Here is a 23,363-nt window from a genome sequence, read left to right on the forward strand (position 1 = left end):
GTGGTCAGGACAGCGGGGCGACCCACGTGTCCGGCGCGGCGCAGGTGGTGAAGCTCGCCGTCTCGAACATCTTCCGCAATACCGGATACGGCACGAGGTTGTTGTCCTGGACGGTGATCAGCGTCTCGCATTCGTTCACCTTGGCGACGAGGATCGCGCCTCCCTTCGGCGGATTCAGGCCCGCGCCCGGCTTGGTGAAGTACCAGGTGTCGTATCCCCCGAGCACCGTAGGCGGGCCGGTCTCGGAGACGATGTCCAGCCGGCCGCTGTCCGATGCCATGAGTTGGATGCGCAGCGCGCCCACCTCGGTCAGGCCCAGCAGGTCGCTCCGCTTCAGCACGGGATTCGCGGCGGCGCCGAAGACGAGGACCGAGTTGGACTCGCTCGGCGTGTAGGTCGACGAGCCGCCGTAGTCGAGCCGGAGCGTGTCCGGCACGTAGTTGAGGCGGTAGGGGGTGGTGACGCCGGTGGGCCGGAGTCGGACCGCGTCGGCCACCCGCAGCAGCTCGGTGCGTTTGTTCGTGCCGGAGACGATCACCCAGGATCCGGAGGCATCGCGCCACGCGACCACCGGCGCTCGCGTGTCCTTCGGCTGCAGGAACCCGATCTTCCCGTTCTCGTCGGGGCCGCCCGGTTTGGGCGCGGTGATGTTCTCCGGGCCCTGATGGTAGGCGGCCGGATCGATCAGGTAGTTCTCGACATAGCGGGCCGGGTGTCCCTGCACGGTGACCGCCTCGCCCGCCTCGATCGCCGCCGTGTCGACGTCCGCCGGTGCGTAGACGCCGACATCGCCGCCGGCGCCGGTGCGGGTGACGTTGTTCGTGCGGATGGTGGCCAGCGCGGTGGTCCCGGAGAAGCCCTGCTCCAGGGGGAAGAAGCCGTCGCTCCGGTCGACGTCGATGGTCACGGCCGGCGGCTTGGCCACGGGGGCGGCCGGCGGCTTGGTCGCCGCGGGGGCGGCCACCCGGCCCGGCCCGTCGTCGTCGAGGCGGTCGAGGAGCCCGGGGCCGACCGCGCCGAGCGCGATCACCGTGACCACGGCCAGCCCGCTCGCGGTCAACCGTCGTCGACGCACGCGTCGGGCGCCGAGGTATGCCCCCTCGATCAGGCCGTCGGGCGGTGGGGCCAGGTGTTCGTGCCGGGCCAGCGCCGCCTTGAGGTCTCGGATGTCGGTCATGCCGGTTCTCCCTGCGGAATCGACGGGATGCGGGTCGTTTCGACGGCCATCTCCACGCGCAGCGTGGCCAGGGCTCGGGACGCGTAGCCCCGGACGGTGCCGGCCCGGCAGTCCAGGGTCTCGGCGATCTCGTCGTCGGTGAGGCCCTCGTAGTAGCGCAGGACCAGGACGGCGCGCTGCCGACGGGGCAGTCGGCCCAGCCGGCGCCACAGGTCCTCGCCGGTGTCCACGTCGCCGGCGGGGTCGGGCACGCCGCCCGCCTCGAAGTGGTCGAGCGCGTCCTGGGTCAGCGCCACCGTGCGCACCGCCCGTCGTCGGCGCAGGGACAGGAACTCGTTGGTGACGATGGTGCGGACGTAGGCGTCGGGCCGATCCAGGCCGCCGATGCGTTTCCACCGCACGAACGCCTTGGTCAGCGCCTCCTGGACGAGGTCGCGGGCCAACTCCCGGTCCCCGCACAACAACGCGGCATAGCGCAACAGGGCCGGCAGCCGCGCCGCCGCGAACTCCTCGAACCGCATCGTGCACGTCTCCTCGATCGGGTCCCGCCGAAGGCCTCTGCCTCTACAAACGCGAAGTCGAGCCGATCTGTTGTGCGACGGCCGGGATCGGTCCCGTCCACTACTGTGCATTGCGTGGTACCGTGCAACGCATAAGAGCTGGAGGTGTCATGGATCCGAGTCAGCTGCTCAAGGGAGTGCTGGACCTCGCGGTACTCGCCGTGCTGCGTGAAGAGGACGGCTACGGCTACGACGTGCTGCGCCGGCTGCGCAAGGCCGGTCTCGACGACGTCGGCGACGCGTCGGTCTACGGCACGCTGCGGCGGCTGTACAACGCCGGACTCCTCACGTCCTACGTGGTGGCGAGCGACGAAGGCCCGAACCGCAAGTACTACGCCCTGAACGAGCCCGGCCGGCAGCGGTTCCGGGAGTCCACCGACACGTGGAACTCGTTCGCCCGGACGATGTCGGAACTGGTGGGGGAGACCCGATGAAGGACACCGCACTGCACCCCGTCGCCGCTGACTACCGCGTCGAGGTGGCCCGCATTCTGGCCGATCTGCCCGCCGTCGAGGCGGAGGAGATCCTGGACGACGTCGAGGTCAACCTGAGCGAGGTGGTCGCCGAGCTCGACGGCGCGGTGACCTCCGACGCGCTCCGCACCCGACTCGGCACCCCGCACGAGTACGCCGCCGAACTGCGCGCGGCGGCCGGGTATCCGCCGCTGACGCCGACCGGCGACGGCGGTCGGTTGCGCGGCGTCGGCAAGGTCGAACTCCTGCTACTGGGACTGCTGTTGGCGCTCGGATCGGCGTTCGTGACGGGTATCGCACTGGGCTCGCACCGGGACGCGCAGGAGCGCTGGTGGATCTTTCCGTGCGTGCTCGCACTGGTTGTGGAGGCGGTGAATGCGCTGTGGCTGCGCGGGCGCGAGCGCGGCCTGCCGGAGGTCGCCGCACTGTCGGTCACCCGCCGCGCGAGGGCCCTCGGGGAGTCCTTGCGCACCGGGCGCTTCGCCGAGCCGGTGCGGTTCCTGGCCGGTCTGCGGTCCGCCTGGTGGGTGGTGCGGGCGCTGGTCGTGTCCCTGCTCGCCTGGGTGATCGTGGGCGGGGTGTGGTGGCCGGTGGCGGTCGGCATCCTGGCCCTGGCCGGGTCGTTGTGGCTGGGCGCGCGCTCGGGAAACGACCGCCGACTGGTCTGGCTGGCGGTGCCGCTCAACGCGATGGTGGTCGGGCTCGGGATCGGCATGGTGAGCGGGGGACAGTTCGAGCCGGGCGAAACCGTGCGGGTGGAGTACGCCGGATCGAATCACCCTATGTACTACGACAGTTCGGACGGCCGCCCGTTGGACAGCAGCAGGCTGATGGGCACGTTGGACGGTAGGCCGCTGCAGAACATCTACCCGTTCGACGCACAGGGAAGGCCACTCAAGGACGTTCTGCTGTTCGACCAGAACGGTAGGCAACTCGGTTTGTACAGCGGGCTCTCGAACTACGCGTGCACGCCCGACGGCCGTCCGATGGTGCCGAACCGGGAGGCACTGCCCTTCCCCCAGCCCCGGGTCGAGCCGAACCTGGACGGGCGGGGGTGCCGGATCGTGGAGGGCACGGCCCCGTTCACGATCGCGATCCCGGTCCGGCCGGGCCAGGTGCCGCCGGCGAGTACGCCGCCGTCGGCGGGGCTGCCGGGCAACCCGCCCGCCACGGTGCCGAGTACGCCGCCGGGCACCGCGCCGGGGGCTGCTCCCGGTAGCGCCCCGGGCACGGCTCCCGGTACCGCGCAGCAGCAGCAACCCCCGGCCGCGTCCCCGGGTGCACCCGCGACGCGCCCCGAGGGCGAGGCGCAGGTCCCGGGCAACCCGCGTGGTGAGTCCGGGAGTTGAAGGGGCCGGGAGGTTGGTCCAAGCTCGTTCGTCGGACGCCGGGATCGCCCGGTGTCCGACGAACGCCGAGCGGGGGACGGGGCATCGGCGTCGGCATCGGGGCGCCATGCGCCCGGCATGCCGCCGACATGAGCCCGGCAAGCGTGTTCATCGGGCGTCGAGTCGATGTTGATCCGGGTGTGGGACAACAGCCGGATGACTTCAGCCCCGGCCGCCGCTCGGCTGCTCATGACGCATCAGTAAGGTCTCTTAACCATGCTGACGTTTCGTGTTCTGGGAGCGCTCGAAGCGTGGGACGGTGACCGGCGGGCCGACCTGCGCGGCCCACGCCATCGGGCCGTTCTCGCTCGGCTCGTCCTGGCGCGCGGGCACGTCGTACCGGTCGACCGGCTGATCGAGGACCTGTGGCACGGCGAGTCGCCGCATCGCGCGCTCGGGTCCGTGCAGACCTTCGTGTCGCACCTGCGCCGTGCGCTCGAACCCGACCGCGCGCCGCGCACCCCGTCGACGGTGCTGGTCACCGCGCCGCCGGGATACGCGTTCCGGGTCGGTACGGACGAGGTCGACGCGTGGCGGTTCGAGGCCCTGGTGCACCGGGCCGGCGGCCTCCTCGCGGCGGGGGCGGCACAGGACGCGCTACGCGAGTTGACCGCGGCGCTCGACCTGTGGCGCGGGCCCGCGTACGCGCAGTTCGCCGACGAGCCGTGGGCCCGGCCCGAGGCGGCCCGGCTGGAGGAGTTGCGTCTGGTCGCGGTGGAGCGTCGGGCCGAGGCCGGTCTCGCCATCGGGCAGGCGTCCGGGATCGTGCCCGGCTTGGAGGCACACGCGGCGGCGCACCCGCTGCGGGAGGAGAGTTGGCGGTTGTTGGCGCTGGCGCTGTACCGGTGTGCCCGCCAAGGCGACGCGCTCGCGGTGTTGCGCCGGGTACGGGCGGCGCTGCGCGAGGAGTTGGGGGTCGAGCCCGGGGCGCGGTTGCAGCGCCTGGAGGCGGACATCCTGGCCCACTCCGCCGAGTTGGACGCGCCGGCGGCGGTGCCGACGCCGGCCGCCGCGTCCGCCGTGTCCGAGGTGCCCGCCGCGCATCGGGAAGTCGCGGAGCCGGTACGGGTTTCCGACGAGCTGGGGGAGGACGGGTTCGTGGCGCGCACGACCACGTTGATCGGTAGGGCCGACGAGACGGCCGACCTGCTGAACGCGGCGAAGCGCGCCGACGGGCGGCTCGCGGTGGCGCTGGTCAGCGGTGATCCGGGCGAGGGCAAGACCGCGTTGACCGAGCATGTCCGGGAGTTGCTGGCCGCCGAGGGGTGGCGGGCGGCGTGGGGGCGCTGCCCCGAATCGGGCGGCGCGCCGGCCGGGTGGCCGTGGACCCAGATGTTGCGCACCCTGGCCGCGGTGAGCCCGCCGGACGAGGACACCGCGCGCGTGTTGGCGCCGCTGCTCGCCGACTCGTACAGCCCGGTGGGCGATCAGGCGGCGGCCAAGCTCATGTTGCACCAGGCGGTGGTGCGCTATCTGGCCCGGGCCACCGCGGAGACGCCGTGGCTGCTGGTGCTGGACGACGTGCACCGCGCCGACGAGGAGACGCTGGCGCTGCTGTGCCACCTGGCCACCGACCGGGACGCGACCGGTCGGGTGTTGCTCGTGGTCACCTATCGGCACAACGAGGTGGGCGACCTGCTCGCCGACGCACTGGCCCGGCTGGCGCGCTGCGGTCCGGAACGTGTCGAACTCACCGGCCTGGCCCCGGAGGCGGTGGGCGACCTGGTCCGCGGCGCGGTCTCGGCGGCGATCGACGAGGACACCGTACGGGCCATCGTGGACCGCACCGCGGGCAACCCGTTCTACGTCCTGGAGACGGCCCGGGTGCTGGCCGCGGAGGGCGCGCACGCGGCGGTGTCCGAGGTGCCGGTCGGGGTTCGGGACGTGATCCGCCGGCATGTGGCCGGCTTGCCCAAGGCCGCGCAGGAGGTGCTCAAGCAGGCGTGTGTGCTCGGCCGGGACATCGACGTCGACGTCCTGCTCGCGCAGAGCGGCACGGACGAGGACACGGTGCTCGACGCGGTCGAGTCGGCGCTGCTGACCGGACTGCTCGTGGAGCCCGACGCGGGCCAACTGCGGTTCACCCACGCGCTGGTGCGGGACACCCTGTACGAGGACCTGTCCCAGCTGCGCCGGGCCCGGATGCACGCGCGCACGGCCGAGGCGATCGAGGCGGTACGGCCCCGGGACGTCTCCGCGCTGGCGCACCACTACCTGGCCTCCGCCTCGCGCGCGACGGCGACGAAGGCCGCCCACTACGCCCGCCTGGCCGCGCTGGACGCGGAGATCCACTTCGCCTACCGGGAGGCCGCCGAGTTGTGGCGCGGCGCACTGGCGGCCTTCGACCGCTCCGGCGCCGCCGACGAGGCCGCCCGTACCGAGCTGGAGGCCGGCGTGACCCGCTCCCTCGCCCAGTCCGGCGACCACGGCCACGACTGACCGCCGGGAGCGGGCGGTGGCTCAGGTCAGCCGCTCGATGATGGTCACGTTGGCCATGCCGCCGCCCTCGCACATGGTCTGGAGGCCGTAGCGGCCGTCGATCCGCTCCAGTTCGTTGAGCAGCGTGGCCAGGAGCTTGGTGCCGCTCGCGCCGAGTGGATGGCCCAGCGCGATGGCGCCGCCGTTGACGTTGACCCGCTCCGGATCCGCGCCGGTGGCCCGCTGCCAGGCGAGTACCACCGATGCGAACGCCTCGTTGATCTCGACCCGGTCGATGTCGTCCAGGCTCAGCCCGGTGCGCTCCAGGGCACGGGCGGTGGCCGGGATCGGGCCGGTGAGCATCAGTACCGGGTCGTCGCCGAGCACGGTGAGGTGGTGGATCCGGGCCCGGGGGCGCAACCCGTGTACCCGCAGGGCACGTTCGGAGACCACCAGGGCGGCCGAGGCACCGTCGGAGACCTGACTGGCCAGCGCGGCGGTGATCCGGCCGCCGGGGCGCAGCGTCGGCAGTGAGCGGATCTTGGCGAGGTCCGGCTCGCGCGGGCCCTCGTCGTGGATGACCTCGCCGTAGGGGACGATCTCGTTGGTGAAGTGGCCCTCGCGCCGGGCCCGCAGCGCGCGTTCGTGCGAGGTGACGGCGAACGCCTCCATGTCCTCGCGGGTCAGGCCCCAGCGCTCGGCGATCAGTTCGGCCGCGCGGAACTGGCTGATCTCCTGGTCGCCGTAGCGCTCGTGCCAGCCTCGCGCGCCCTCGTACGGGGTCGCGAAGCCGTACTCGCGGCCGGCCCGCAGCGAGGCGGACAGCGGTACGGCGCTCATGTTCTGCACGCCGCCGGCGATCACCACGTCGGCGGTGCCGCTGAGCACGGCCTGGGCGGCGAAGTGCACCGCCTGCTGCGAGGAGCCGCACTGGCGGTCGATGGTGGTGCCCGGGACGCTCGTCGGCAGGCCCGCGGAGAGCCACGACGTGCGGGCGATGTTGCCGGCCTGCGGGCCGATCACGTCGAGACAGCCGAAGATCACGTCGTCGACGGCGGCCGGGTCGATGCCGGTGCCGTCGACGAGGCTGCGCAGGATGTGCGCGCCCAGGTCGGCGGGATGTGCCTTGGCCAGGCCCCCGCCGCGCTTGCCCACGGGAGTTCGGATGGCGTCGACGAGGTACGCCTCGTTACTCATGGCAGCCGCCTTTCGACCGTGTGGGTTGGAAAATCCAACTTGCTTCCTCGTCAACGTAGCGTCAGTGAGTTGGGGATGGCAACCTTGTGGGCGTGGTCGTCAACGCTGATTCCTCCGGGTCCTCCGGGTCCTCCGGCTCCTTTGGTTCCTCCGGGTCCTCTGGGTTTTCTGGTTCCTCTGGGTCTTCTGGCTCCTCGAACGCCTCCTCCGCCGACTCCGGTCGGGTGCCCGAGGCGGCGGGTGCTTCCGCGCCGTCCCGCGCCGCTCGGGCGCCGGTCGGCCGGCCCTGCTCGGTCGCTTCGACACTCGGCGTGGTCGGCGAGAAGTGGGCGCTGCTGGCCATCCGCGAAATGGGCTTCGGCAACCACCGCTTCGACGCGATCGCGCGCAACACCGGGGCACCTCGGGACATCCTGACCACCCGGCTGCGCACCCTGGAGGCGGCCGGGGTCCTGGAGCGGCGGCGCTACCAGGACCGGCCGCCGCGCTTCGAGTACCACCTGACCGCCCGGGGTCGCGACCTCGCGCCGGTGCTGCAGACCCTCGCGGCCTGGGGCGACCGGTGGCTGACCGACGAGCCGCCGGTGGACTTCCGGCACGGGGATCACGCGCTCGACCCCGCACTGATGTGTCGGGGCTGCGGCGAGGAGGTGGCGCCGGGCAGCCTGCACGTCCACGTACAGGCACCGGGATGGGACGTGGCGGGGCCGGTGGAGTGAGGGCGGCGCGGGCTGCGGGCCCGGCGGCTTGACCCTGACACCGTGTGAGGCCGTGCACTGGGAGGCGTCATGTTCACCATCGGAGACTTCGCCCGGCACGGCAACGTGTCCGTCCGCATGTTGCGGCACTACGACGCCATCGGCCTGCTGCGCCCCGACCGGGTCGACCCGGTCAGCGGCTACCGCTTCTATCGCGCCGAGCAACTCGCCCGGCTCAACCGGGTGATCGCGCTGAAGGACCTCGGTTTCACCCTCCAGCAGGTCCGGAGCATCCTGGACGAGCAGGTGAGCGCCGGCGAGCTGCGCGGCATGTTGCGGCTGCGCCGGGCCGAGCTCGCCGCGGCGGTGGCGGCGGACGGCCGGCGGTTGGCCCAGGTCGAGGCGAGGCTCCGCACCATCGAGGCGGAGGGCCGGATGGCCGACGACGACGTCGTGCTCAAGCGCGTCCCCGGGGTCCGGGTGGCCGTACTGACCGCGACCACCCCGGTCGACGCCGACGGACCGCGTGACATCGGGCCGATCATCGGGCCGCTGTACGACGAACTGTGCCGCCGGATGGCCGCCGCCGGGGTGGCGCCGACCGGGCCGGGCATCGCCTACTACGAGGTCTCGCCCGACCGGGACGACACGATCGTCATCAACGCCGGCATCACGGTCGCGGCCGACCCGCGCCCCGAACACGACTTCGCGATCGTGGACCTGCCGCCGATCGAGCAGGCCGCCACCTTCGTGCATCGGGGCTCGATGGACGACGTGATGACCGGCGTACAGGCCCTGGCCCGCTGGATCGACGCCAACGGCCACCGCTCCCTCGGCTATCCGCGCGAGGTCAACCTGGAGTGCCCACCGGACCCGAGGCAGTGGGTGACCGAACTCCAGGAGCCGATCGCGCGGGCTTGAGCGCGGGCCGCCGCTCACGTCACCGCCGGGACCGATAGCGCCCGGGGCGCGGTCGGCCGGCGCGGACACCGCCGTGGTTCGCGCGTTCTCCCCGCTCGATCGCCCGCCACAGCGAGGCCCACTGACCCGCCGTCACATCCTTGGGCAGCGCGAGGGGGGAGAGCCGGGCCGCGACGAGCCAGTCGCGCACCTCGGCACCGGGCAACCGGCCCGTGCGATCCAGGATTTCGCGCAGTCCGCGCCCCGGCCCGGTGAACACGTGGCGGACGAACTCCTGGTACGGCTCCCGTGCCCCGACGACCAGCGGCGTACTCCGGCGCGTCATCGACAACAGCCCGCCGTCCACCGACGGCATCGGCCGAAACGCCCGAGCCGGGACGCGCGCGTGCACCTCGAAGTCGAACCACGGCCACCAGGCCGCCGTCAGCATCGAGGCCCCGCCCACACCCGCCCGGCGCCGGGCCACCTCCCACTGCACCAGCAGCACCGCGGATTGCCAATGCCCGGTGTCGAGCAGCCGCCGCAACACCGAAGTCGTCAGGTGGAAGGGCAGGTTGCCCGCCACGGTGAAGGGCCGATCGGGAAACCGGTACCGCAACACGTCGCCCGCCACGATCCGGACGTGCCCGGGCACCCGGCGGGCCAGCCGCCGGGCGCGCCGCGGATCGAGCTCGACCGCGGTGAGCGGTCGGCCGGTGCGGCTCAGCGGGAGGGTGAGGGCACCGTCACCGGGCCCGATCTCCACGACCGGTCCGGACGTACGCCCGACCAGATCCGTGAAGAGGTCGATCACCGCGGGATCGACGAGGAAGTTCTGACCGAGCTCATGGCGTCCGCCATGAGTGGGGTAGGGCACGAGAAGGCTCCGCAAGGCAGTTCGGAGCCGGGCAGCCCGAAACGGCCGCACCGGCAGGGACCCGAAGTGCGGCGGAACCGGAAGAGAAAAAGCCTCGGCCCGCCGCTAGTGGCGGCGAGTCCTCGTGAATGCGGCGGCGAACATGCCGACCACCCTAGCCCGGGTGGGTCGACGGCTCATCCCGATTTTCGGCGCGGTCGATCGCCGCCGGCGGCGGCGGGCCGGGTCACCCGTGTCGCAGCGCGGCCAGAAACTCGGGCCAGGCGTGGTGGGGCAGACGCAGGTGGGCGTGCGTCGGGCGCTTGCTGTCGCGGATCGTGAGGTGGGCGGTGCGCGGGGCCACTTCCACGCAGTCGCCCTGGTGTCCCGAGTGGGTGGACTTGCGCCACGCGTCGGGGGCGACGGGGGCGGCGGGGGCTTTCGGGGTGTCGTTCACAGGGATCGCATCCTTGCCGAGATGAGGGTTCTGGACTCGTCGGTGGAGAGGGCGTTGGCGAACAGGTAGTCGAGGTGGCGGCGATAGCGGCGCAGGTCGCGATCCTCCTCCTTGATCAGCATGCCGCCGTGGTATTCGACGAACAGCACGCTGGGCGCGTGCGGGCCGGAGAAATCGAACATGGTCAGGCCGCCGTTGTAGGCATTCGCGGTGGAACTCGTCGGTATCACGTGGATGTCGATGTTGGGCAATTCACCGAGTTCGAGGAGATGGGCGAGTTGGCGGGTGAGTACGCCGCGACCGCCGATCTCGCATTGCAGGGCGCCGTCGGCGAGCACGGAGCGGAACCTGGCCGGATTCTGCCCGGTGAGCACACGCTGGCGCCGCATCCGGATCTCCACGAGCGCGTCGGCCCGTTCGGGGTCGGGGATCATCGGCCCGGAGCCGATCACGGCCGCCGCGTAGTCGCGGGTCTGGAGCAGGCCCAGGATCATCCCGGCGTTGGCGGCCCGGATCTCCGTGGCCTGCGACTCCAGCGCGATCAGTTCCTCGTAGGCGGCGTCGAGGACGTCCGAGTAGGCAACCCACCAGCGCGGCCCGCGCGTCTCGATCAGGAGCGCTTCGAGGCGTTCGACGTCGGTCGCGCACACCCCGTATATGCCGCAGAGGCGATGCAGATCGTGCCGGGACACCGCGACCTTCGCGGTCTCGATGCGGCTGATCTTGGATTGATCCCAGCCACACGAATCGGCCACCTCCTCGCCGGACAGGCCCGACGCCGTGCGGAGCAGCCGCAGTTCCGTACCCAATCGGCGTCTTGCGTAGCTGCGCATCTGGGTCCTCCCGGGGTGGCTTCGTCCGGGATTGTGCTCCGGGTCTGAATGGAACGCGACCGGATTTGGTCGGCGTCACCCGAAAGAGTTATTTATGTCGAAGTACTTGGTTGCATTTATGCGGCGCGGCGATGCTCGGTGTGGGCCGCTTTCTTCTTTCTTCCCGGTGAGAACGGGTGTCCCAGCGGCGGTCAACATCGGATTGGGGAGAAGACATGCCTGCCACCCGGATTCACGCGCCGGCCGATCGGGCCGGTCATCACATGTTGGCCCCCGTCGCCGAACTCCGCTGTGTCGGTACGGCCGAATTGGTGCGACACGTGCGCAACTTCGTCCACGAGTGCGCGATCGGGGCGGGCGCCTCGGCCGACACGGCGCAGACCACGAAGCTGCTGGCGAGCGAGCTGGTGTCCAACGCGGTCCGGCATACGCCGGATGGCACCGTGGTCCGGGTCGAACTGCTGCACGACGTGCCGTGCGGGCAGTTGGTGGTCGGCGTCGAGGACGGCGGGGCGGCCATCCCGGCGGCCCCGCGCCGACGCCGCCCGTCCTGGGACGCGGAGTCGGGGCGGGGCATCCCGCTGATGACGAGCCTGGCCAACGAATGCGGCGTGACGCCGCTTCCCGGCGGCAAGCGGGTGTGGTTCGCGTTGGCGATGAGTTGACGGAGGGTGTGCGACCGCGCTTCGGGGGTCGGCCGAGGTCACCCCGAGGACGGCGATGCGGGCCCGTGCCGCCCTCGGGGCTCGCCGGGGTGTCAGCGGCGGGTTTCGATTCTCAGGTCGCCGGTGGTCACGGTGCGGATGTGGTCGCCGGCGAGTATGTCGTGCGGGAAGCCGAGTGCGATCGTGCCCACCTCGTCGAGGCGGGCCAGGTGGGCGGCGGCGAAGTCGACCTCCAGGGCACCCAGGTTGTCCGACAGTTGGGCGGCGGTGCGGGCGCCGATGATCGGTGCGGTTACGTGCGGGTGGCGCAGGGTCCAGGCCAGGGCGACCTGGGCGGGTGTGCGGTCCAGCTCGGTGGCGACCTCCTTCACGACGTCGGCGATGGCGAGGTTGCGTTCGGTGAGCGTGCCCAGGGCGAGGTTCCGGCGGGTGCCGTCGCCGACGGCGGTCGGCGACGCGGTCAGGTCGTCGCGGCCGTACTTGCCGGTGAGCACCCCGCCGGCCAGCGGTGAATACGGGACCACCCCCAGCCCCATCTCGCGTGCCATGGGGATCAGGTCACGTTCCCCCGTGCGCTCGATCAGGTTGAATTCGATCTGCAACGCGACCAGTGGCGACCAGCCGCGCAGGTCGGCGATCGCCTGCATGCGCGACACCTGCCAGGCCGGGGCATTGGAGATGCCCACGTAGAGGACCTTGCCCTGGCGGACCAGATCGTCCAGGCCGCGCAGGATCTCGTCGACCGGCGTACGGAAATCCCACACGTGCAGGTAGAGCAGATCGATGTAGTCGGTGTTCAGCTCTCGCAGGCTGGTTTCCACGGACGCGAACAGGTTCTTCCGGTGTGCGCCGTTGGCGTTCGGGTCGCCGGGGCGGCGGAGCGTCGAGTACTTCGTCGCCAGTACCAGGCCATCCCGCCTGTCGCGGATGAATTCGCCCAGCAGGCGGTGGGAACTGCCGTCGGTGTAGGTGTCGGCGGTGTCGATGAAGTTGCCGCCGCGCTCGACGTAGGTGTCGAACAGCCGGCGTGACTCGTCCCGCTCGGATCCCCAGCCCCAATCGGTACCGAAGGTCGCCGCGCCCAGCGCCAGGGGTGAGACTCGCAGTCCGGAGCGACCCATCAGCCGGTAGGTGTCGAGGGTGAGTGTCCTTGTCATCGTGTCCTCCTGTGAGCGTGATCCGGGCGTGAACCGGGAGTGATCCGTTGCCGGGATCAGCCTGTGACCGCCGCGAACAGGGGGTAAGGGAGAGGGCATCCTGGGAACGTCGATCCCATGCTGGTTGTTGGCGCGGACATGACGACCGGCACGGACATGACGACCACCCACACCGTGGACACGACACAGGAGTTGGCCGCGTTCCTGCGCGCCAGGCGGGAACGGTTGGACCCGCACGACCTCGGCCTGCCGGCGCGTCGGCGGCCCCGACGGACCCCCGGGCTGCGCCGCGAGGAGGTCGCCGAACTGGCCGGGGTCAGCGTGGACTACGTCGTACGGCTGGAACAGGGTCGCGGCACGCGGCCCTCGGCCGACGTGGTGGAGGCACTGGCCAGGGCACTGCGGCTGGCCCCGGTCGAACGGGCCTACCTCTTCGACCTGGCCCGCCGACGCCCCGACACGGCCGACGAGCCGGCGAGGGGCGCCGCGCCGTTGTTGGCAGGGTTGGTCGCCGACCTGTCGCCGCTGCCGGCCATGCTGATGAACCACCGCTACGACGTCCTGGCCTGGAATCGGGAGGCGACCAGGCTGCTGATCGATTTCGCCGCCCTCCCGCCGGCGCGGCGCAATGCGATGTGGTTGTGCCTGATGCATCCGGTGGTACGGGAGTTGTACGTCGACCGGGACCGGGTGGTGCGCGAGGGGGTCGCCCACCTGCGCGCGGCGTGGGCCGCACATCCGGAGGACCGCGCGTTGACCGCCCTCATCGCGGAATTGCGCGCGGGGGACGATGAGTTCGCGCGCTTGTGGGCCGAACGGGACATCGGGATCAACGGCCGCGGGCACAAGGTGCTGCGCCACCCCGAGGCCGGCACGCTCACGATGCACTTCGAGGTGCTGGTGCCGTTGCAGGACCCGAGTCAGCGCCTGCTGATCTTCCGGGCGGCGGACGAGGCGAGCAGGACGGCGCTGGACCGGCTGTGCGCGTGAGTCTCGGGCGGCCGGCCCTTGTCGTCAGGACGTGAGGGCCACGGCCTGGAGCACGAACGCGCCGCCCAGGAAGAGGAGCCCGACGGGCCACCGGTAGCGGGGAGGCAGGCTCGCGGTCAGGAACATGCTGACCAGGGCCACGACACCGCTCGGCTTGGCCCACAGGACCAGGTGGTCGTCGCGGGCGGTCGGGTCGGCGGGGCAGGACTGGCCGCAGTTCTCGCCGCCGAGGGCATTGCTCAGGAGCGCGGCGACGTCGACCAGGGCCATGACGACCATCGCGCAGACGACGGCGATCACGTAGAGGCTGACGGCGCTACGGCCGGGCTTACGGGGAGCGTTCGCGTTTGTCGTTTCGTGCATGGGGACGACGCTAGGGAGGGACACGGTGCCCGGGCATGAGCGTGGATACTCAGCGGCGACGTGAGTAGCACTGCCCGAGGCCACGCCCAACCTTGGGCGCAACCCGCAACCCGCAACCCGCAACCCGCAGGCCGCCCCCCGCGCTCAGCCGACTCCCCACCCCTGCCGAACCGATGCCCCGTCGAGCGACGCCGTCAGCCCCGGGCGAGCGCGCTGTGCGGCAACCGCCTGCTGCACACCGACCTGATTGCGGGCCACATGCTCATCCGCCCGGACGGCCGGCTCTCCGTCGTCGACTGGGGCCGGGTGGCGATCGGACCCCGGTGGGCGGAGATCGCCTTCGTGGGCGCCAACCTGCTGCGCGCGAACCACGATCTCCACGAGGTCCGCCACCCGGGCGGTCCTCGCTCGCCGGCGGCGTGGGCGACGTCATCGGGTGATCGGCGGGGCGCCGGTCGCGGCGATGGAGAGGTCCCAGAGGCGCGCGGCCTCGTCGGGGTCGATGGCGTAGGCGCGCACGCCGCCGTCGTCCATCGGCTCGTCGGGAGCGGAGACGCGGGCGATGTCGCAGTCTTCGAGGTAGAGCCCGCCCCGTCCGTCGAGCAGCGCGGATGTCGCGGCCCACACTCCGGTGGCGGCGCCCTGGGAGGCGGTCTTGAAGCCGGCCCCGATCACCTTGCCGTGCTCGTCCACCCAGCCCCGGTCGATCTGCTCCTGCAACGCCATCTCGCGTTGCAGACCGGTGATGATCTTGCCCGGATGCAGCGCGAACGCTCGGACGCCGTCGTCGCGCCCGAGCGCGTCGAGGTGCACGGCGAACAGCGCGTTGGCGGTCTTGGACTGACCGTAGGCCAACCACTTGTCGTAGCCGGTGCGGAAGTGCGGGTCGTGCCGCCGGATGCCGGTCAGGGTGTGTCCGGCGGAGCTGTTGACCACGACACGAGCGCCGTCGGCGGCGACCAGGAGGGGATACAGCTCGCACGCGAGGGCGAAGTGCCCGAGGTGGTTGGCCGCGAACTGCCCTTCCCAGCCGGGCCCGACGCGTCGCTCCGGGGTGGCCATGACCCCGGCGGTGGCCATCAGCAGGTCGAGCCGATCGACGGATTCGCCGATCCACGCGGCGGCGGACCGCACGCTGTCCAGGTCGGTCAGGTCCATGGCGACGACCTCGCAGCCCGATACCCCCTGAAGCGCGGCCTGGGCCACATCGGGACGACGGGCCGGAACGATGACCCTGGCCCCGGCCGCCGCAAGCGTCCGGGCGGTCTCCAGGCCCAGACCGGAGTAGCCCCCGGTCACCACGGCGGTGATGCCGGACAGGTCGCGGTCGGCCACGATGTCCGAGGCGCGGGTGGCGGCGGAGAAGGGTGAGCCGAGGGGTTGCTGAGCGGTGATCGTCATGTTGCCGACGCTACGATCTAGAGTGAGGTCTAGATCAAGTCCGAGAGCGAGGCACGGCATGACCACCGAGCCGACCACGCAGTCGTTCGGCATCGGCGAGGTGGCCGAACGCACCGGCCTGAGCGTGCACGCCCTGCGCTTCTACGAGCGCGAGGGCCTGCTGGTCGGCCCGGTCCTGCGCACGCCGGGCGGCAGACGGCGCTACACCTCGTTCGACATCGACTGGCTCCAGATCTGCGTCAAGCTCCGCGAATCCGGCATGCCACTGGCCGAGCTCGAACGCTTCGCCGAACTGGTCCGCCAGGGCCCGGGCAACGAGGCGGAACGCCTACACCTGCTCGACACCCACCGCCGGCGCGTGGACGCCCAGATCCGCGCGCTGGAGGACTGCCGCTCCGTGATCACCTGGAAGGTCGGCATCTACGCCGACCACTTGGCACGGGGCGAAGCGGGCGGGCTTTGGGACCCGAGGGCCTGAGGGCGAGGTGAGGGCTGGGCGGAGTGCGCTTTGCCGGTGCCGGTGCCGGTGCCGGTGCCGGTGCCGGTGCCGGACGGACGGGGCGGTCGGCCAGCTCCGAGCCGGGGCGGGGTCGGCCCGGCCCGCTCGGCCCGCTCGGCCCGGTTTGGGCCGCAGCGCCCACACACAGATAGCGCGGTCATACCCGGCCGATGCGCCTGCGCTCCACCTTCGGTAGCTGACACGGCAGTTGCCACACCACTCCTGGCACGTCGGCGACGACACCGGGGGATGGTCTGGTCGGGGTCCGGTTCGCCGGGTGGCTTTGCGAGATGGCCGGGAGTTTGCGGCGTGCGTGGCGCTCGGGGTTGCGGGCGGCCGGTGCGGGGCTGGTCCGGGTCGTGGGGTGGGCCGCTGCCGGTGTGGGCTTCGGGTGTGGGCCTGTGTCGGGGTGGGGGCCCGGGTCGGGGTGAAAGGCGACCTGCGGCGGGTGGCAGAGGAGGGGGTCGGGTTGGGTTCCGCCGGGCTTGCGTTTCCGGGTAGGTTGGGGTGCTTTGGGGGCATTTGCGGCGGAGTTGGAGTTCGAAACCGAATCGCGATGGGTGGTTGCGGGCTTCGAGCTTCGGTGACCTGCGGTTTCGTGGTGGCGGGGAGGAAGGTCGGGCGTCGGGTGCCGGTTTCGTGCGCTCCGGCCCCCTCGACACCGCCGCAGAGACTGAAACCGCTCGATGGCAGCCGACTTCGGGTGCTGAGACCTCGCGGAGGCCGTCCGGGAGACCGAGAGTGCCCGGTGAGGGGCGAAACCGGATCCCGAGACACCTCGAACGCTCCCGCTTCGCACTGACCTGCGGTTTTCTCGCACACCGAGGCCACGACACCCCACGCCGTCCGGTTCCGTGAACTCCCGCCCCCACACACGCCCACCGCACCTCGAAACGCCCCACCCGACCCACCCGGGAGCGCACACCCGGCGAACCCAACCCGAGCCCCCACCCCGCCGCCCGCGACCCCGAGCGCAACGCACGCCGAGACAAACCCGACCCACCCGGAAACGCAAGCCCGGCGGAACCCGACCCGACCCCCTTCTCTGCCACCCGCCGCAGGTCGCTTTTCACCCCGACCGGGGCCCCGCCCCGACGCAAGCCCGCACCCCGAAGCCCCGCACCGCCCGGCGGCCCACCCCACGACCCGGACCAGCCCCGCACCGGCGCTCCGCAGCTGAAGCGCGAGGCTCGCCGGAAACACCCAACCCACTCGGGGAGCTCCCCGGCGAACTCAACCCGACTCGACCGACCCGACCGACCCGACCGACCCAACCGACCCAACCGACCCGACCGACCCGACCGACCCGACCGACCCGACCGACCCGACCGACCCGACCGACCCGACCGACCCGACCGACCCGACCGACCCAACCGACCCAACCGACCCAACCGACCCAACCGACCCAACCCGCCCGGACCTCCGCCCTCCGCCCCCGTCAAGACCCCCATCCCGACCGCAGCGAACCTGTGTCCGTTGGTTCACGAACCCGCCGCGACGGCGTTCGGTGTCGTCTTCGTGCCACCTCCCCCGGTTGCGCTCGGTGACCGTGGGGCGCCAACCAGGCGGATCGATTATCACAACCGATCATCATCAGCCAAATTTGATGAGCTTGTGAACGGGTGGTATAGGCGATTCCCATGATCAACATCGTCTGTGAGTGGCGAACCGTTTAGGCTCCCCTATTTCTCACCCTGTGTGATTTTTGCCTGCACGCAACCGTTTCTGATCGATCATCAGGTGGTGAAGATCACACCATGATCATTCTCTACCCGTGTCGCAGATCACATCGGAAGGGGCCTAGGATGGGCGCCGTTCCGGCAGCTTGTGAACCCGGTCACATGCGTGGCTTCGGGGGACTGAGAAGGGAGATGGGAGCGCGGTGAACCTGTACGCGCCGATCCTCGTGCTCGGGGGCATTGCCCTGGCCTTCGGACTGGTCTCCCTCGTGATGGGGGCGCTCACCGGGCCCAAGCGCTACAACCGGGCCAAGCTCGAGGCCTACGAATGTGGCATCGAGCCGACCCCGCAGCCGGTCGGCGGCGGGCGATTCCCGGTCAAGTACTACCTGACGGCGATGCTCTTCATCGTCTTCGACATCGAGATCGTCTTCCTCTACCCGTGGGCCGTCTACTTCGACTCGCTGGGGATGTTCGGTCTCGTCGAGATGGTCCTGTTCGTGGCCGCGGTCTTCGTCGCCTACGCCTACCTCTGGCGGCGCGGCGGCCTGGAGTGGGACTGAGCGACGACATGGCACGTACACACACCGAGGGCCCGATCAGCCAAGCCCAGGCTTCCCCCAACGACTGACGGAGAGAGGGCATCCGCGTGGGTATCGAGGAGAAGCTGCCCAGCGGCTTCCTGTTGAGCACCGTGGAAGGGCTGGCCGGCTACTTCCGCAAGGGATCGTTCTGGCCGGCCACGTTCGGACTCGCGTGCTGCGCGATCGAGATGATGGCGACCGGCGCCGGCCGCTACGACCTGGCCCGCTTCGGCATGGAGGTCTTCCGGGCCTCGCCGCGCCAGGCCGACCTGATGATCGTCGCCGGGCGGGTCAGCCAGAAGATGGCGCCGGTCCTGCGGCAGATCTACGACCAGATGCCCAACCCCAAGTGGGTGTTGTCGATGGGCGTTTGTGCCTCGTCGGGCGGCATGTTCAACAACTACGCGATCGTCCAGGGCGTCGACCACGTGGTGCCGGTGGACATCTACCTTCCCGGCTGTCCGCCCCGGCCCGAGATGCTGATGGACGCGATCATCAAGCTCCGCGAGGAGATCCAGGCGATGCCGCTGGGCGTCAACCGCGAGAAGGCCGCCCGCGCCGCCGAACAGGCCGCCATGAAGGCGCTGCCCACCATCGAGATGCTCCCCGCGAGCGCCCGCCGCGGCGCCCACGAGCTCGACCCCGGCATCCCGGTCGGCCACGCGCCCGAGAGCCAGGCGCCCGCGAGCCACGCGCACACCGGTCACGCGCACGCCGGTCACAACCACACCGGTCACACCCCCGCGAACCACACCCAGGACGGGGCCGCCCGATGAGCACCCCCGAGGAGAAGGCCCAGCTCCCCACCCCCCGCGACACCCACGGCGAGCCCATCGGCGAGACCGTCGAGGTCCGGCGCGGCATGTTCGGCGCCGCCGGCTCCGGCGACACCTCCGGCTACGGCAAGCTCGTCCGTACCGTCGCCTTTCCCGGCCCCGCCGCCCGCCCCTACGGCGGCCCGCGCGGCACCGCGGACGGCGAGGGCGAGTTCGATCTCGTCGCCGACGAACTCTCCGGCGCCCTCGCGGAGGCCGGCATCGAGTTCGACCAGGCGATCGAGAAGGTCGTGGTCGACCGCGGCGAGATCACCTTCCACGTGCGCCGCGAGTCGTTGCCCCGGGTCGCGCTGACCCTGCGCAACGACCCGGCGCTGCGCTTCGAGCTGTGCACCGGCGTGTCCGGCACCCACTACCCCCAGGAGGCCGGCCGCGAGCTGCACGCGGTCTACCACCTGCGCTCGATCACCCACAATCGGGCGCTGCGGCTGGAGGTCTCGGCCCCCGACGCGGACCCGCACGTACCGTCCCTGGTGAGCGTGTATCCCGCGCTCGACTGGCACGAGCGCGAGACCTACGACTTCTTCGGCCTGATCTTCGACGGCCACCCCGCGCTCACGCGCATCCTCATGCCGGACGACTGGCCCGGCCACCCGCAGCGGAAGGACTACCCGCTCGGCGGCGTGCCCGTCGAGTACAAGGGCGCCCAGATCCCGCCGCCCGACCAGCGGAGGTCGTACAACTGATGTCCGATCAGACAACGACACCCCCATCCGCCGCATACGCGCGGGAGACCACCGAGGGCCGGGTCTACACGGTCACCGGCTCCGACTGGGACGAAGTGGTCCAGGCCGCGGCGGACGCCGAAGAGCGCATCGTCGTCAACATGGGCCCGCAACACCCGTCCACACACGGCGTGTTGCGGCTGATCCTGGAGATCGACGGGGAAAGCGTCACCGAGGCCCGCTGCGGGATCGGCTACCTGCACACCGGGATCGAGAAGAACCTGGAGTTCCGCACCTGGACCCAGGGCGTCACCTTCGTGACGCGCATGGACTACCTGATGCCGCTGCACAACGAGACGGCCTACTGCCTCGCGGTGGAGAAGCTGCTCGGCATCACCGACCAGGTGCCCGAACGCGCGCAGGTGATCCGGGTCCTGCTGATGGAGCTCAACCGCATCTCCTCGCACATGGTCTGCCTGGCCACCGGCGGCATGGAGATCGGCGCGCTCACCGTGATGACCTTCGGGTTCCGCGACCGCGAACTGATCCTCGACGTCTTCGAGATGATCACCGGGCTCCGGATGAACCACGCCTACATCCGCCCCGGCGGCCTGGCCCAGGACCTGCCGCCCGGCGCCGTGGACAAGATCCGCGAGCTCGTCAACATCCTCCCCGGCCGGATCCACGAGTACGAACTGCTGCTCAACGACAACGCCATCTTCAAGGGCCGCACCCAGGGCATCGGCTACCTCGACCTGGCCGGCTGCATGGCCCTCGGGCTGACCGGCCCGGTGCTGCGCTCCACCGGCCTGCCGCACGACCTGCGCAAGACGCAGCCGTACTGCGGCTACGAGAACTACGAGTTCGACGTCGCCACCGCCGACTCCTGCGACTCCTGGGGCCGATACCTGATCCGCATCGAGGAGATGAAGCAGTCGCTGCGGATCGTCGAGCAGTGCCTGGACCGGCTGGCCCCCGGACCGGTGATGGTGGCCGACAAGAAGATCGCCTGGCCCGCGCAACTGGCCCTGGGCACCGACGGGTTGGGCAACTCGCCGGCGCACATCAAGAACATCATGGGCACCTCGATGGAATCCCTCATCCACCACTTCAAGCTGGTGACCGAGGGCTTCCGGGTGCCGCCCGGCCAGGTCTACAGCGCGATCGAATCACCCCGGGGCGAACTGGGGGTCCACGCGGTCAGCGACGGCGGCACCCGCCCCTACCGCGTGCACTTCCGCGACCCCTCCTTCAACAACCTGCAGGCCATGGCCGCGATGTGCGAGGGCGGCCAGGTGGCGGACGTGATCGTGGCAGTGGCGGGGATCGACCCCGTCATGGGAGGTGTCGACCGATGAGTACGGACCTGGGCATGCCGATGCCCCCGGCGAAGCCGGCTCCGCCGTACCCGCCCGAGGTGCGTGCGCGTCTGGAGGTGGACGCGAAGGAGGTGATCGGCCGCTACCCGCAGTCCCGTTCGGCGCTGCTGCCGCTGCTGCACCTGGTGCAGGCCGAAGAGGGCTACGTCACCGGCACCGGCATCGAGTTCTGCGCCGACATCCTCGGCCTGACCACCGCCGAGGTCTCCGCCGTCGCCACCTTCTACACGATGTACCGGCGGCGCCAGGGCGGCGACTTCCACGTCGGCGTGTGTACCAACACGCTGTGCGCGGTGATGGGCGGCGACGAGATCTTCGCGAGCCTGAAGGACCACCTCGGCATCGGCAACAAGGAGACCACCGCCGACGGCGTGGTCACCCTGGAGCACATCGAGTGCAACGCGGCCTGCGACTACGCGCCCGTGGTGATGGTCAACTGGGAGTTCTTCGACGACGCGACCCCGCAGTCGGCCAGGGAACTCGTCGACGACCTGCGCGCCGGCAAGGACGCGGTACCCACCCGCGGCGCCCGACTGTGCACCTTCCGCGACACCTCGCGGATCCTGGCCGGCTTCCCCGACGAGCGCCCCGGCGCGGTGGACGAGGGCGGCGCCGGCGGCGCGGCCAGCCTGGTGGGCCTGCGGATCGCCAACGGCACGCACACCGACGACGCGCCCCGATCCACGACCGCGACCGTGCCCGGCTCCCGCAGCGCGACCCAGGGCGGCGCGAACGAGACACCGCCCGCCCCGAGTTCGCACGACGCCCCGGCGCGCACCGCCGAGTCCGACCCGGCCCACCCCGCGCCTCCCGCCGGGAACGCGCCCGACCAGGACGGGGACCAGGCGCCGTGACCGAGACCTCCCTCCTCACCCCCGTGCTCTCCGCGAACTGGGACGAGCACCGGCCGTGGACGCTGGACACCTACCGGCGCGGCGGCGGCTACGAGGGCCTGCGCAAGGCGCTGGCCATGCACCCCGACGAGGTGATCCAGACCGTCAAGGACTCCGGTTTGCGCGGTCGCGGCGGCGCGGGCTTCCCCACCGGCATGAAGTGGGGCTTCATCCCGCAAAACGACGGCAAGCCGCACTACCTCGTGGTCAACGCGGACGAATCCGAGCCGGGAACCTGCAAGGACATCCCGCTCATGTACGCCAACCCGCACGTGCTGATCGAGGGCGTGATCATCGCGTCCTACGCGATCCGCTCCGGGCACGCCTTCATCTACGTCCGCGGCGAGGTCGTCCCGGTGCTTCGCCGGCTGCACGCCGCGGTCCGCGAGGCGTACGCGGCCGGCTATCTCGGCAAGAACGTGCTCGGCTCGGGCTTCGACCTCGAACTCACCGTGCACGCGGGCGCCGGCGCGTACATCTGCGGCGAGGAGACCGCGCTGCTCGACTCGCTGGAGGGCCGCCGGGGCCAGCCCCGACTGCGCCCGCCGTTCCCCGCCGTGGCCGGCCTGTACGCGTCGCCCACCTGCGTGAACAACGTCGAGTCGATCGCCTCGGTGCCGCCGATCCTGAACAAGGGCGTCGAGTGGTTCCGCTCGATGGGCTCGGAGAAGTCGCCCGGGTTCACGCTGTACTCGCTGTCCGGACACGTCACCCGGCCCGGCCAGTACGAGGCCCCGCTCGGTGTCACGCTGCGCCAACTCCTGGACCTGGCGGGCGGGGTGCGAGCCGGACACCGGATCAAGTTCTGGACGCCCGGCGGCTCGTCCACGCCGATGTTCACCGACGAGCACCTGGACGTGCCGCTCGACTACGAGGGCGTCGGCGCGGCCGGGTCCATGCTCGGCACCAAGGCGCTGCAGATCTTCGACGAGACCGTGTGCGTGGTGCGCGCGGTGCTGCGCTGGACCGAGTTCTACGAGCACGAGTCCTGCGGCAAGTGCACCCCGTGCCGCGAGGGCACCTACTGGCTCACCCAACTGCTCACCCGCCTGGAGCACGGCGAGGGCACCGAGGAGGACCTGGAGACGTTGCTCGACGTCGCCGACAACATCCTCGGCAAGTCCTTCTGCGCCCTCGGCGACGGCGCGGCGAGCCCGATCCAGTCCTCGCTCAAGTACTTCCGCGACGAATACCTCGCGCACTTCGAGCACGGCGGCTGTCCGTTCGACACCGCGGCATCCACCGCGTGGGCGACGACGGCCCCCGCTTCCACCGGGGCAGGAGCGCACAGCTGA

At 71.2% G+C, this 23,363-nt stretch carries 22 protein-coding genes and 2 pseudogenes; 15 read left to right on the forward strand and 9 right to left on the reverse strand.

What is annotated here, in order from left to right:
• Positions 1 to 4: 4 nt before the first annotated feature.
• Together ACWGR4_RS16160 and ACWGR4_RS16165 are read right to left on the reverse strand one after the other, a co-directional pair.
• The gene (locus ACWGR4_RS16160; RefSeq protein WP_452129932.1) at positions 5 to 1,177 is read right to left on the reverse strand and encodes a hypothetical protein; all 1,173 of its coding nucleotides are present in this window, start codon (positions 1,175 to 1,177) and stop codon (positions 5 to 7) included.
• Entirely contained in the window at positions 1,174 to 1,698 is a 525-nt protein-coding gene (locus ACWGR4_RS16165; protein ID WP_380014235.1) for a SigE family RNA polymerase sigma factor, read from the reverse strand. Before ACWGR4_RS16165 ends, ACWGR4_RS16160 begins: the two co-directional genes overlap by 4 nt.
• Positions 1,699 to 1,847: 149 nt before the next feature.
• Between ACWGR4_RS16165 and ACWGR4_RS16170 the strand changes: the two genes are divergently transcribed.
• The 3 genes from ACWGR4_RS16170 (at position 1,848) to ACWGR4_RS16180 (ending at position 6,037) form a co-directional block, all read left to right on the forward strand.
• Positions 1,848 to 2,171, forward strand: coding sequence for a PadR family transcriptional regulator (locus ACWGR4_RS16170; RefSeq protein ID WP_078975830.1), 324 nt, complete (start codon positions 1,848 to 1,850; stop codon positions 2,169 to 2,171).
• The gene (locus ACWGR4_RS16175) at positions 2,168 to 3,559 is read left to right on the forward strand and encodes a hypothetical protein (RefSeq protein ID WP_452129933.1); all 1,392 of its coding nucleotides are present in this window, start codon (positions 2,168 to 2,170) and stop codon (positions 3,557 to 3,559) included. The genes ACWGR4_RS16170 and ACWGR4_RS16175 overlap by 4 nt, the downstream gene beginning before the upstream one ends.
• Positions 3,560 to 3,814: 255 nt before the next feature.
• Positions 3,815 to 6,037: a BTAD domain-containing putative transcriptional regulator gene (locus ACWGR4_RS16180; protein ID WP_452129934.1), complete on the forward strand. Its 2,223-nt coding sequence runs from the start codon at positions 3,815 to 3,817 to the stop codon at positions 6,035 to 6,037.
• Between the two features lie 21 nt (positions 6,038 to 6,058).
• Here the strand turns inward: ACWGR4_RS16180 and ACWGR4_RS16185 are convergent, their stop codons facing one another.
• Complete coding sequence (locus tag ACWGR4_RS16185; protein ID WP_452129935.1) at positions 6,059 to 7,213, reverse strand: acetyl-CoA C-acetyltransferase; 1,155 nt, start codon at positions 7,211 to 7,213, stop codon at positions 6,059 to 6,061.
• Positions 7,214 to 7,524: 311 nt separating this feature from the next.
• Here ACWGR4_RS16185 and ACWGR4_RS16190 point away from each other — a divergent pair, with 311 nt between their 5' ends.
• Both ACWGR4_RS16190 and ACWGR4_RS16195 read left to right on the forward strand, forming a co-directional pair.
• A complete protein-coding gene (locus tag ACWGR4_RS16190) occupies positions 7,525 to 7,932 on the forward strand; it encodes a winged helix-turn-helix transcriptional regulator (protein ID WP_380014247.1) in 408 nt (135 codons plus the stop codon).
• A gap of 69 nt (positions 7,933 to 8,001) precedes the next feature.
• On the forward strand, positions 8,002 to 8,832 hold the full coding sequence (locus ACWGR4_RS16195; protein ID WP_452129936.1) for a MerR family transcriptional regulator: 831 nt from the start codon (positions 8,002 to 8,004) through the stop codon (positions 8,830 to 8,832).
• A 19-nt stretch (positions 8,833 to 8,851) separates the two neighbouring features.
• On the opposite strand, the gene erm is transcribed toward ACWGR4_RS16195, so the two are convergent.
• From erm to ACWGR4_RS16210, 3 genes are all read right to left on the reverse strand, one after another.
• Positions 8,852 to 9,688: a 23S ribosomal RNA methyltransferase Erm gene (erm, locus tag ACWGR4_RS16200; RefSeq protein WP_452129937.1), complete on the reverse strand. Its 837-nt coding sequence runs from the start codon at positions 9,686 to 9,688 to the stop codon at positions 8,852 to 8,854.
• 226 nt (positions 9,689 to 9,914) lie between these two features.
• Positions 9,915 to 10,124: a DUF397 domain-containing protein gene (locus ACWGR4_RS16205; protein ID WP_452129938.1), complete on the reverse strand. Its 210-nt coding sequence runs from the start codon at positions 10,122 to 10,124 to the stop codon at positions 9,915 to 9,917.
• On the reverse strand, positions 10,121 to 10,957 hold the full coding sequence (locus tag ACWGR4_RS16210; protein ID WP_380014259.1) for a helix-turn-helix domain-containing protein: 837 nt from the start codon (positions 10,955 to 10,957) through the stop codon (positions 10,121 to 10,123). The genes ACWGR4_RS16205 and ACWGR4_RS16210 overlap by 4 nt, the downstream gene beginning before the upstream one ends.
• Before the next feature lie 215 nt (positions 10,958 to 11,172).
• Here ACWGR4_RS16210 and ACWGR4_RS16215 point away from each other — a divergent pair, with 215 nt between their 5' ends.
• Positions 11,173 to 11,622, forward strand: a complete 450-nt coding sequence (locus tag ACWGR4_RS16215; protein WP_126636239.1) for an ATP-binding protein — start codon at positions 11,173 to 11,175, stop codon at positions 11,620 to 11,622.
• A gap of 92 nt (positions 11,623 to 11,714) precedes the next feature.
• Here the strand turns inward: ACWGR4_RS16215 and ACWGR4_RS16220 are convergent, their stop codons facing one another.
• Positions 11,715 to 12,779, reverse strand: coding sequence for an aldo/keto reductase (locus ACWGR4_RS16220; protein ID WP_452129939.1), 1,065 nt, complete (start codon positions 12,777 to 12,779; stop codon positions 11,715 to 11,717).
• A 117-nt stretch (positions 12,780 to 12,896) separates the two neighbouring features.
• Between ACWGR4_RS16220 and ACWGR4_RS16225 the strand changes: the two genes are divergently transcribed.
• Complete coding sequence (locus ACWGR4_RS16225) at positions 12,897 to 13,769, forward strand: helix-turn-helix transcriptional regulator (protein ID WP_452129940.1); 873 nt, start codon at positions 12,897 to 12,899, stop codon at positions 13,767 to 13,769.
• Between the two features lie 24 nt (positions 13,770 to 13,793).
• On the opposite strand, the gene ACWGR4_RS16230 is transcribed toward ACWGR4_RS16225, so the two are convergent.
• The gene (locus ACWGR4_RS16230) at positions 13,794 to 14,132 is read right to left on the reverse strand and encodes a hypothetical protein (RefSeq protein WP_452129941.1); all 339 of its coding nucleotides are present in this window, start codon (positions 14,130 to 14,132) and stop codon (positions 13,794 to 13,796) included.
• A gap of 60 nt (positions 14,133 to 14,192) precedes the next feature.
• On the opposite strand from ACWGR4_RS16230, the pseudogene ACWGR4_RS16235 reads away from it, so the two are divergent.
• Positions 14,193 to 14,474: pseudogene (locus tag ACWGR4_RS16235) on the forward strand (phosphotransferase); the annotation flags it as partial.
• 87 nt (positions 14,475 to 14,561) lie between these two features.
• Here the strand turns inward: ACWGR4_RS16235 and ACWGR4_RS16240 are convergent.
• Positions 14,562 to 15,533, reverse strand: coding sequence for an SDR family NAD(P)-dependent oxidoreductase (locus ACWGR4_RS16240; protein ID WP_452129942.1), 972 nt, complete (start codon positions 15,531 to 15,533; stop codon positions 14,562 to 14,564).
• Positions 15,534 to 15,591: 58 nt separating this feature from the next.
• On the opposite strand from ACWGR4_RS16240, the gene ACWGR4_RS16245 reads away from it, so the two are divergent.
• The 7 genes and pseudogenes from ACWGR4_RS16245 (at position 15,592) to nuoF (ending at position 23,363) form a co-directional block, all read left to right on the forward strand.
• Positions 15,592 to 16,011, forward strand: a complete 420-nt coding sequence (locus ACWGR4_RS16245; protein ID WP_380014298.1) for a MerR family transcriptional regulator — start codon at positions 15,592 to 15,594, stop codon at positions 16,009 to 16,011.
• 1,903 nt (positions 16,012 to 17,914) lie between these two features.
• On the forward strand, positions 17,915 to 18,274 hold the full coding sequence (locus ACWGR4_RS16250; RefSeq protein ID WP_360308554.1) for an NADH-quinone oxidoreductase subunit A: 360 nt from the start codon (positions 17,915 to 17,917) through the stop codon (positions 18,272 to 18,274).
• 86 nt (positions 18,275 to 18,360) lie between these two features.
• Positions 18,361 to 18,897 (forward strand): annotated as a pseudogene (locus tag ACWGR4_RS16255) (NuoB/complex I 20 kDa subunit family protein); the annotation flags it as partial.
• A gap of 170 nt (positions 18,898 to 19,067) precedes the next feature.
• Complete coding sequence (locus ACWGR4_RS16260) at positions 19,068 to 19,817, forward strand: NADH-quinone oxidoreductase subunit C (RefSeq protein ID WP_380005573.1); 750 nt, start codon at positions 19,068 to 19,070, stop codon at positions 19,815 to 19,817.
• Entirely contained in the window at positions 19,817 to 21,154 is a 1,338-nt protein-coding gene (locus ACWGR4_RS16265; protein ID WP_380005571.1) for an NADH-quinone oxidoreductase subunit D, read from the forward strand. The genes ACWGR4_RS16260 and ACWGR4_RS16265 overlap by 1 nt, the downstream gene beginning before the upstream one ends.
• Complete coding sequence (nuoE, locus tag ACWGR4_RS16270) at positions 21,151 to 22,029, forward strand: NADH-quinone oxidoreductase subunit NuoE (RefSeq protein ID WP_380005569.1); 879 nt, start codon at positions 21,151 to 21,153, stop codon at positions 22,027 to 22,029. The genes ACWGR4_RS16265 and nuoE overlap by 4 nt, the downstream gene beginning before the upstream one ends.
• Positions 22,026 to 23,363 (forward strand): NADH-quinone oxidoreductase subunit NuoF, encoded by a 1,338-nt coding sequence (gene nuoF / locus ACWGR4_RS16275; protein WP_380005567.1) that lies wholly within the window; start codon positions 22,026 to 22,028, stop codon positions 23,361 to 23,363. Before nuoE ends, nuoF begins: the two co-directional genes overlap by 4 nt.

The organism is Embleya sp. NPDC055664 (assembly GCF_053618075.1).

What these genes read in the sequence shown, in the direction of transcription:
- ACWGR4_RS16160 (WP_452129932.1), bottom strand. Translation starts at nt 1,177, where the DNA reads ATGACCGACATCCGAGACCTCAAGGCGGCGCTGGCCCGGCACGAACAC.
- ACWGR4_RS16165 (WP_380014235.1), bottom strand. Translation starts at nt 1,698, where the DNA reads ATGCGGTTCGAGGAGTTCGCGGCGGCGCGGCTGCCGGCCCTGTTGCGC.
- ACWGR4_RS16170 (WP_078975830.1), top strand. Translation starts at nt 1,848, where the DNA reads ATGGATCCGAGTCAGCTGCTCAAGGGAGTGCTGGACCTCGCGGTACTC.
- ACWGR4_RS16175 (WP_452129933.1), top strand. Translation starts at nt 2,168, where the DNA reads ATGAAGGACACCGCACTGCACCCCGTCGCCGCTGACTACCGCGTCGAG.
- ACWGR4_RS16180 (WP_452129934.1), top strand. Translation starts at nt 3,815, where the DNA reads ATGCTGACGTTTCGTGTTCTGGGAGCGCTCGAAGCGTGGGACGGTGAC.
- ACWGR4_RS16185 (WP_452129935.1), bottom strand. Translation starts at nt 7,213, where the DNA reads ATGAGTAACGAGGCGTACCTCGTCGACGCCATCCGAACTCCCGTGGGC.
- ACWGR4_RS16195 (WP_452129936.1), top strand. Translation starts at nt 8,002, where the DNA reads ATGTTCACCATCGGAGACTTCGCCCGGCACGGCAACGTGTCCGTCCGC.
- ACWGR4_RS16210 (WP_380014259.1), bottom strand. Translation starts at nt 10,957, where the DNA reads ATGCGCAGCTACGCAAGACGCCGATTGGGTACGGAACTGCGGCTGCTC.
- ACWGR4_RS16215 (WP_126636239.1), top strand. Translation starts at nt 11,173, where the DNA reads ATGCCTGCCACCCGGATTCACGCGCCGGCCGATCGGGCCGGTCATCAC.
- ACWGR4_RS16220 (WP_452129939.1), bottom strand. Translation starts at nt 12,779, where the DNA reads ATGACAAGGACACTCACCCTCGACACCTACCGGCTGATGGGTCGCTCC.
- ACWGR4_RS16225 (WP_452129940.1), top strand. Translation starts at nt 12,897, where the DNA reads ATGCTGGTTGTTGGCGCGGACATGACGACCGGCACGGACATGACGACC.
- ACWGR4_RS16230 (WP_452129941.1), bottom strand. Translation starts at nt 14,132, where the DNA reads ATGCACGAAACGACAAACGCGAACGCTCCCCGTAAGCCCGGCCGTAGC.
- ACWGR4_RS16240 (WP_452129942.1), bottom strand. Translation starts at nt 15,533, where the DNA reads ATGACGATCACCGCTCAGCAACCCCTCGGCTCACCCTTCTCCGCCGCC.
- ACWGR4_RS16245 (WP_380014298.1), top strand. Translation starts at nt 15,592, where the DNA reads ATGACCACCGAGCCGACCACGCAGTCGTTCGGCATCGGCGAGGTGGCC.
- ACWGR4_RS16260 (WP_380005573.1), top strand. Translation starts at nt 19,068, where the DNA reads ATGAGCACCCCCGAGGAGAAGGCCCAGCTCCCCACCCCCCGCGACACC.
- ACWGR4_RS16265 (WP_380005571.1), top strand. Translation starts at nt 19,817, where the DNA reads ATGTCCGATCAGACAACGACACCCCCATCCGCCGCATACGCGCGGGAG.
- nuoE (WP_380005569.1), top strand. Translation starts at nt 21,151, where the DNA reads ATGAGTACGGACCTGGGCATGCCGATGCCCCCGGCGAAGCCGGCTCCG.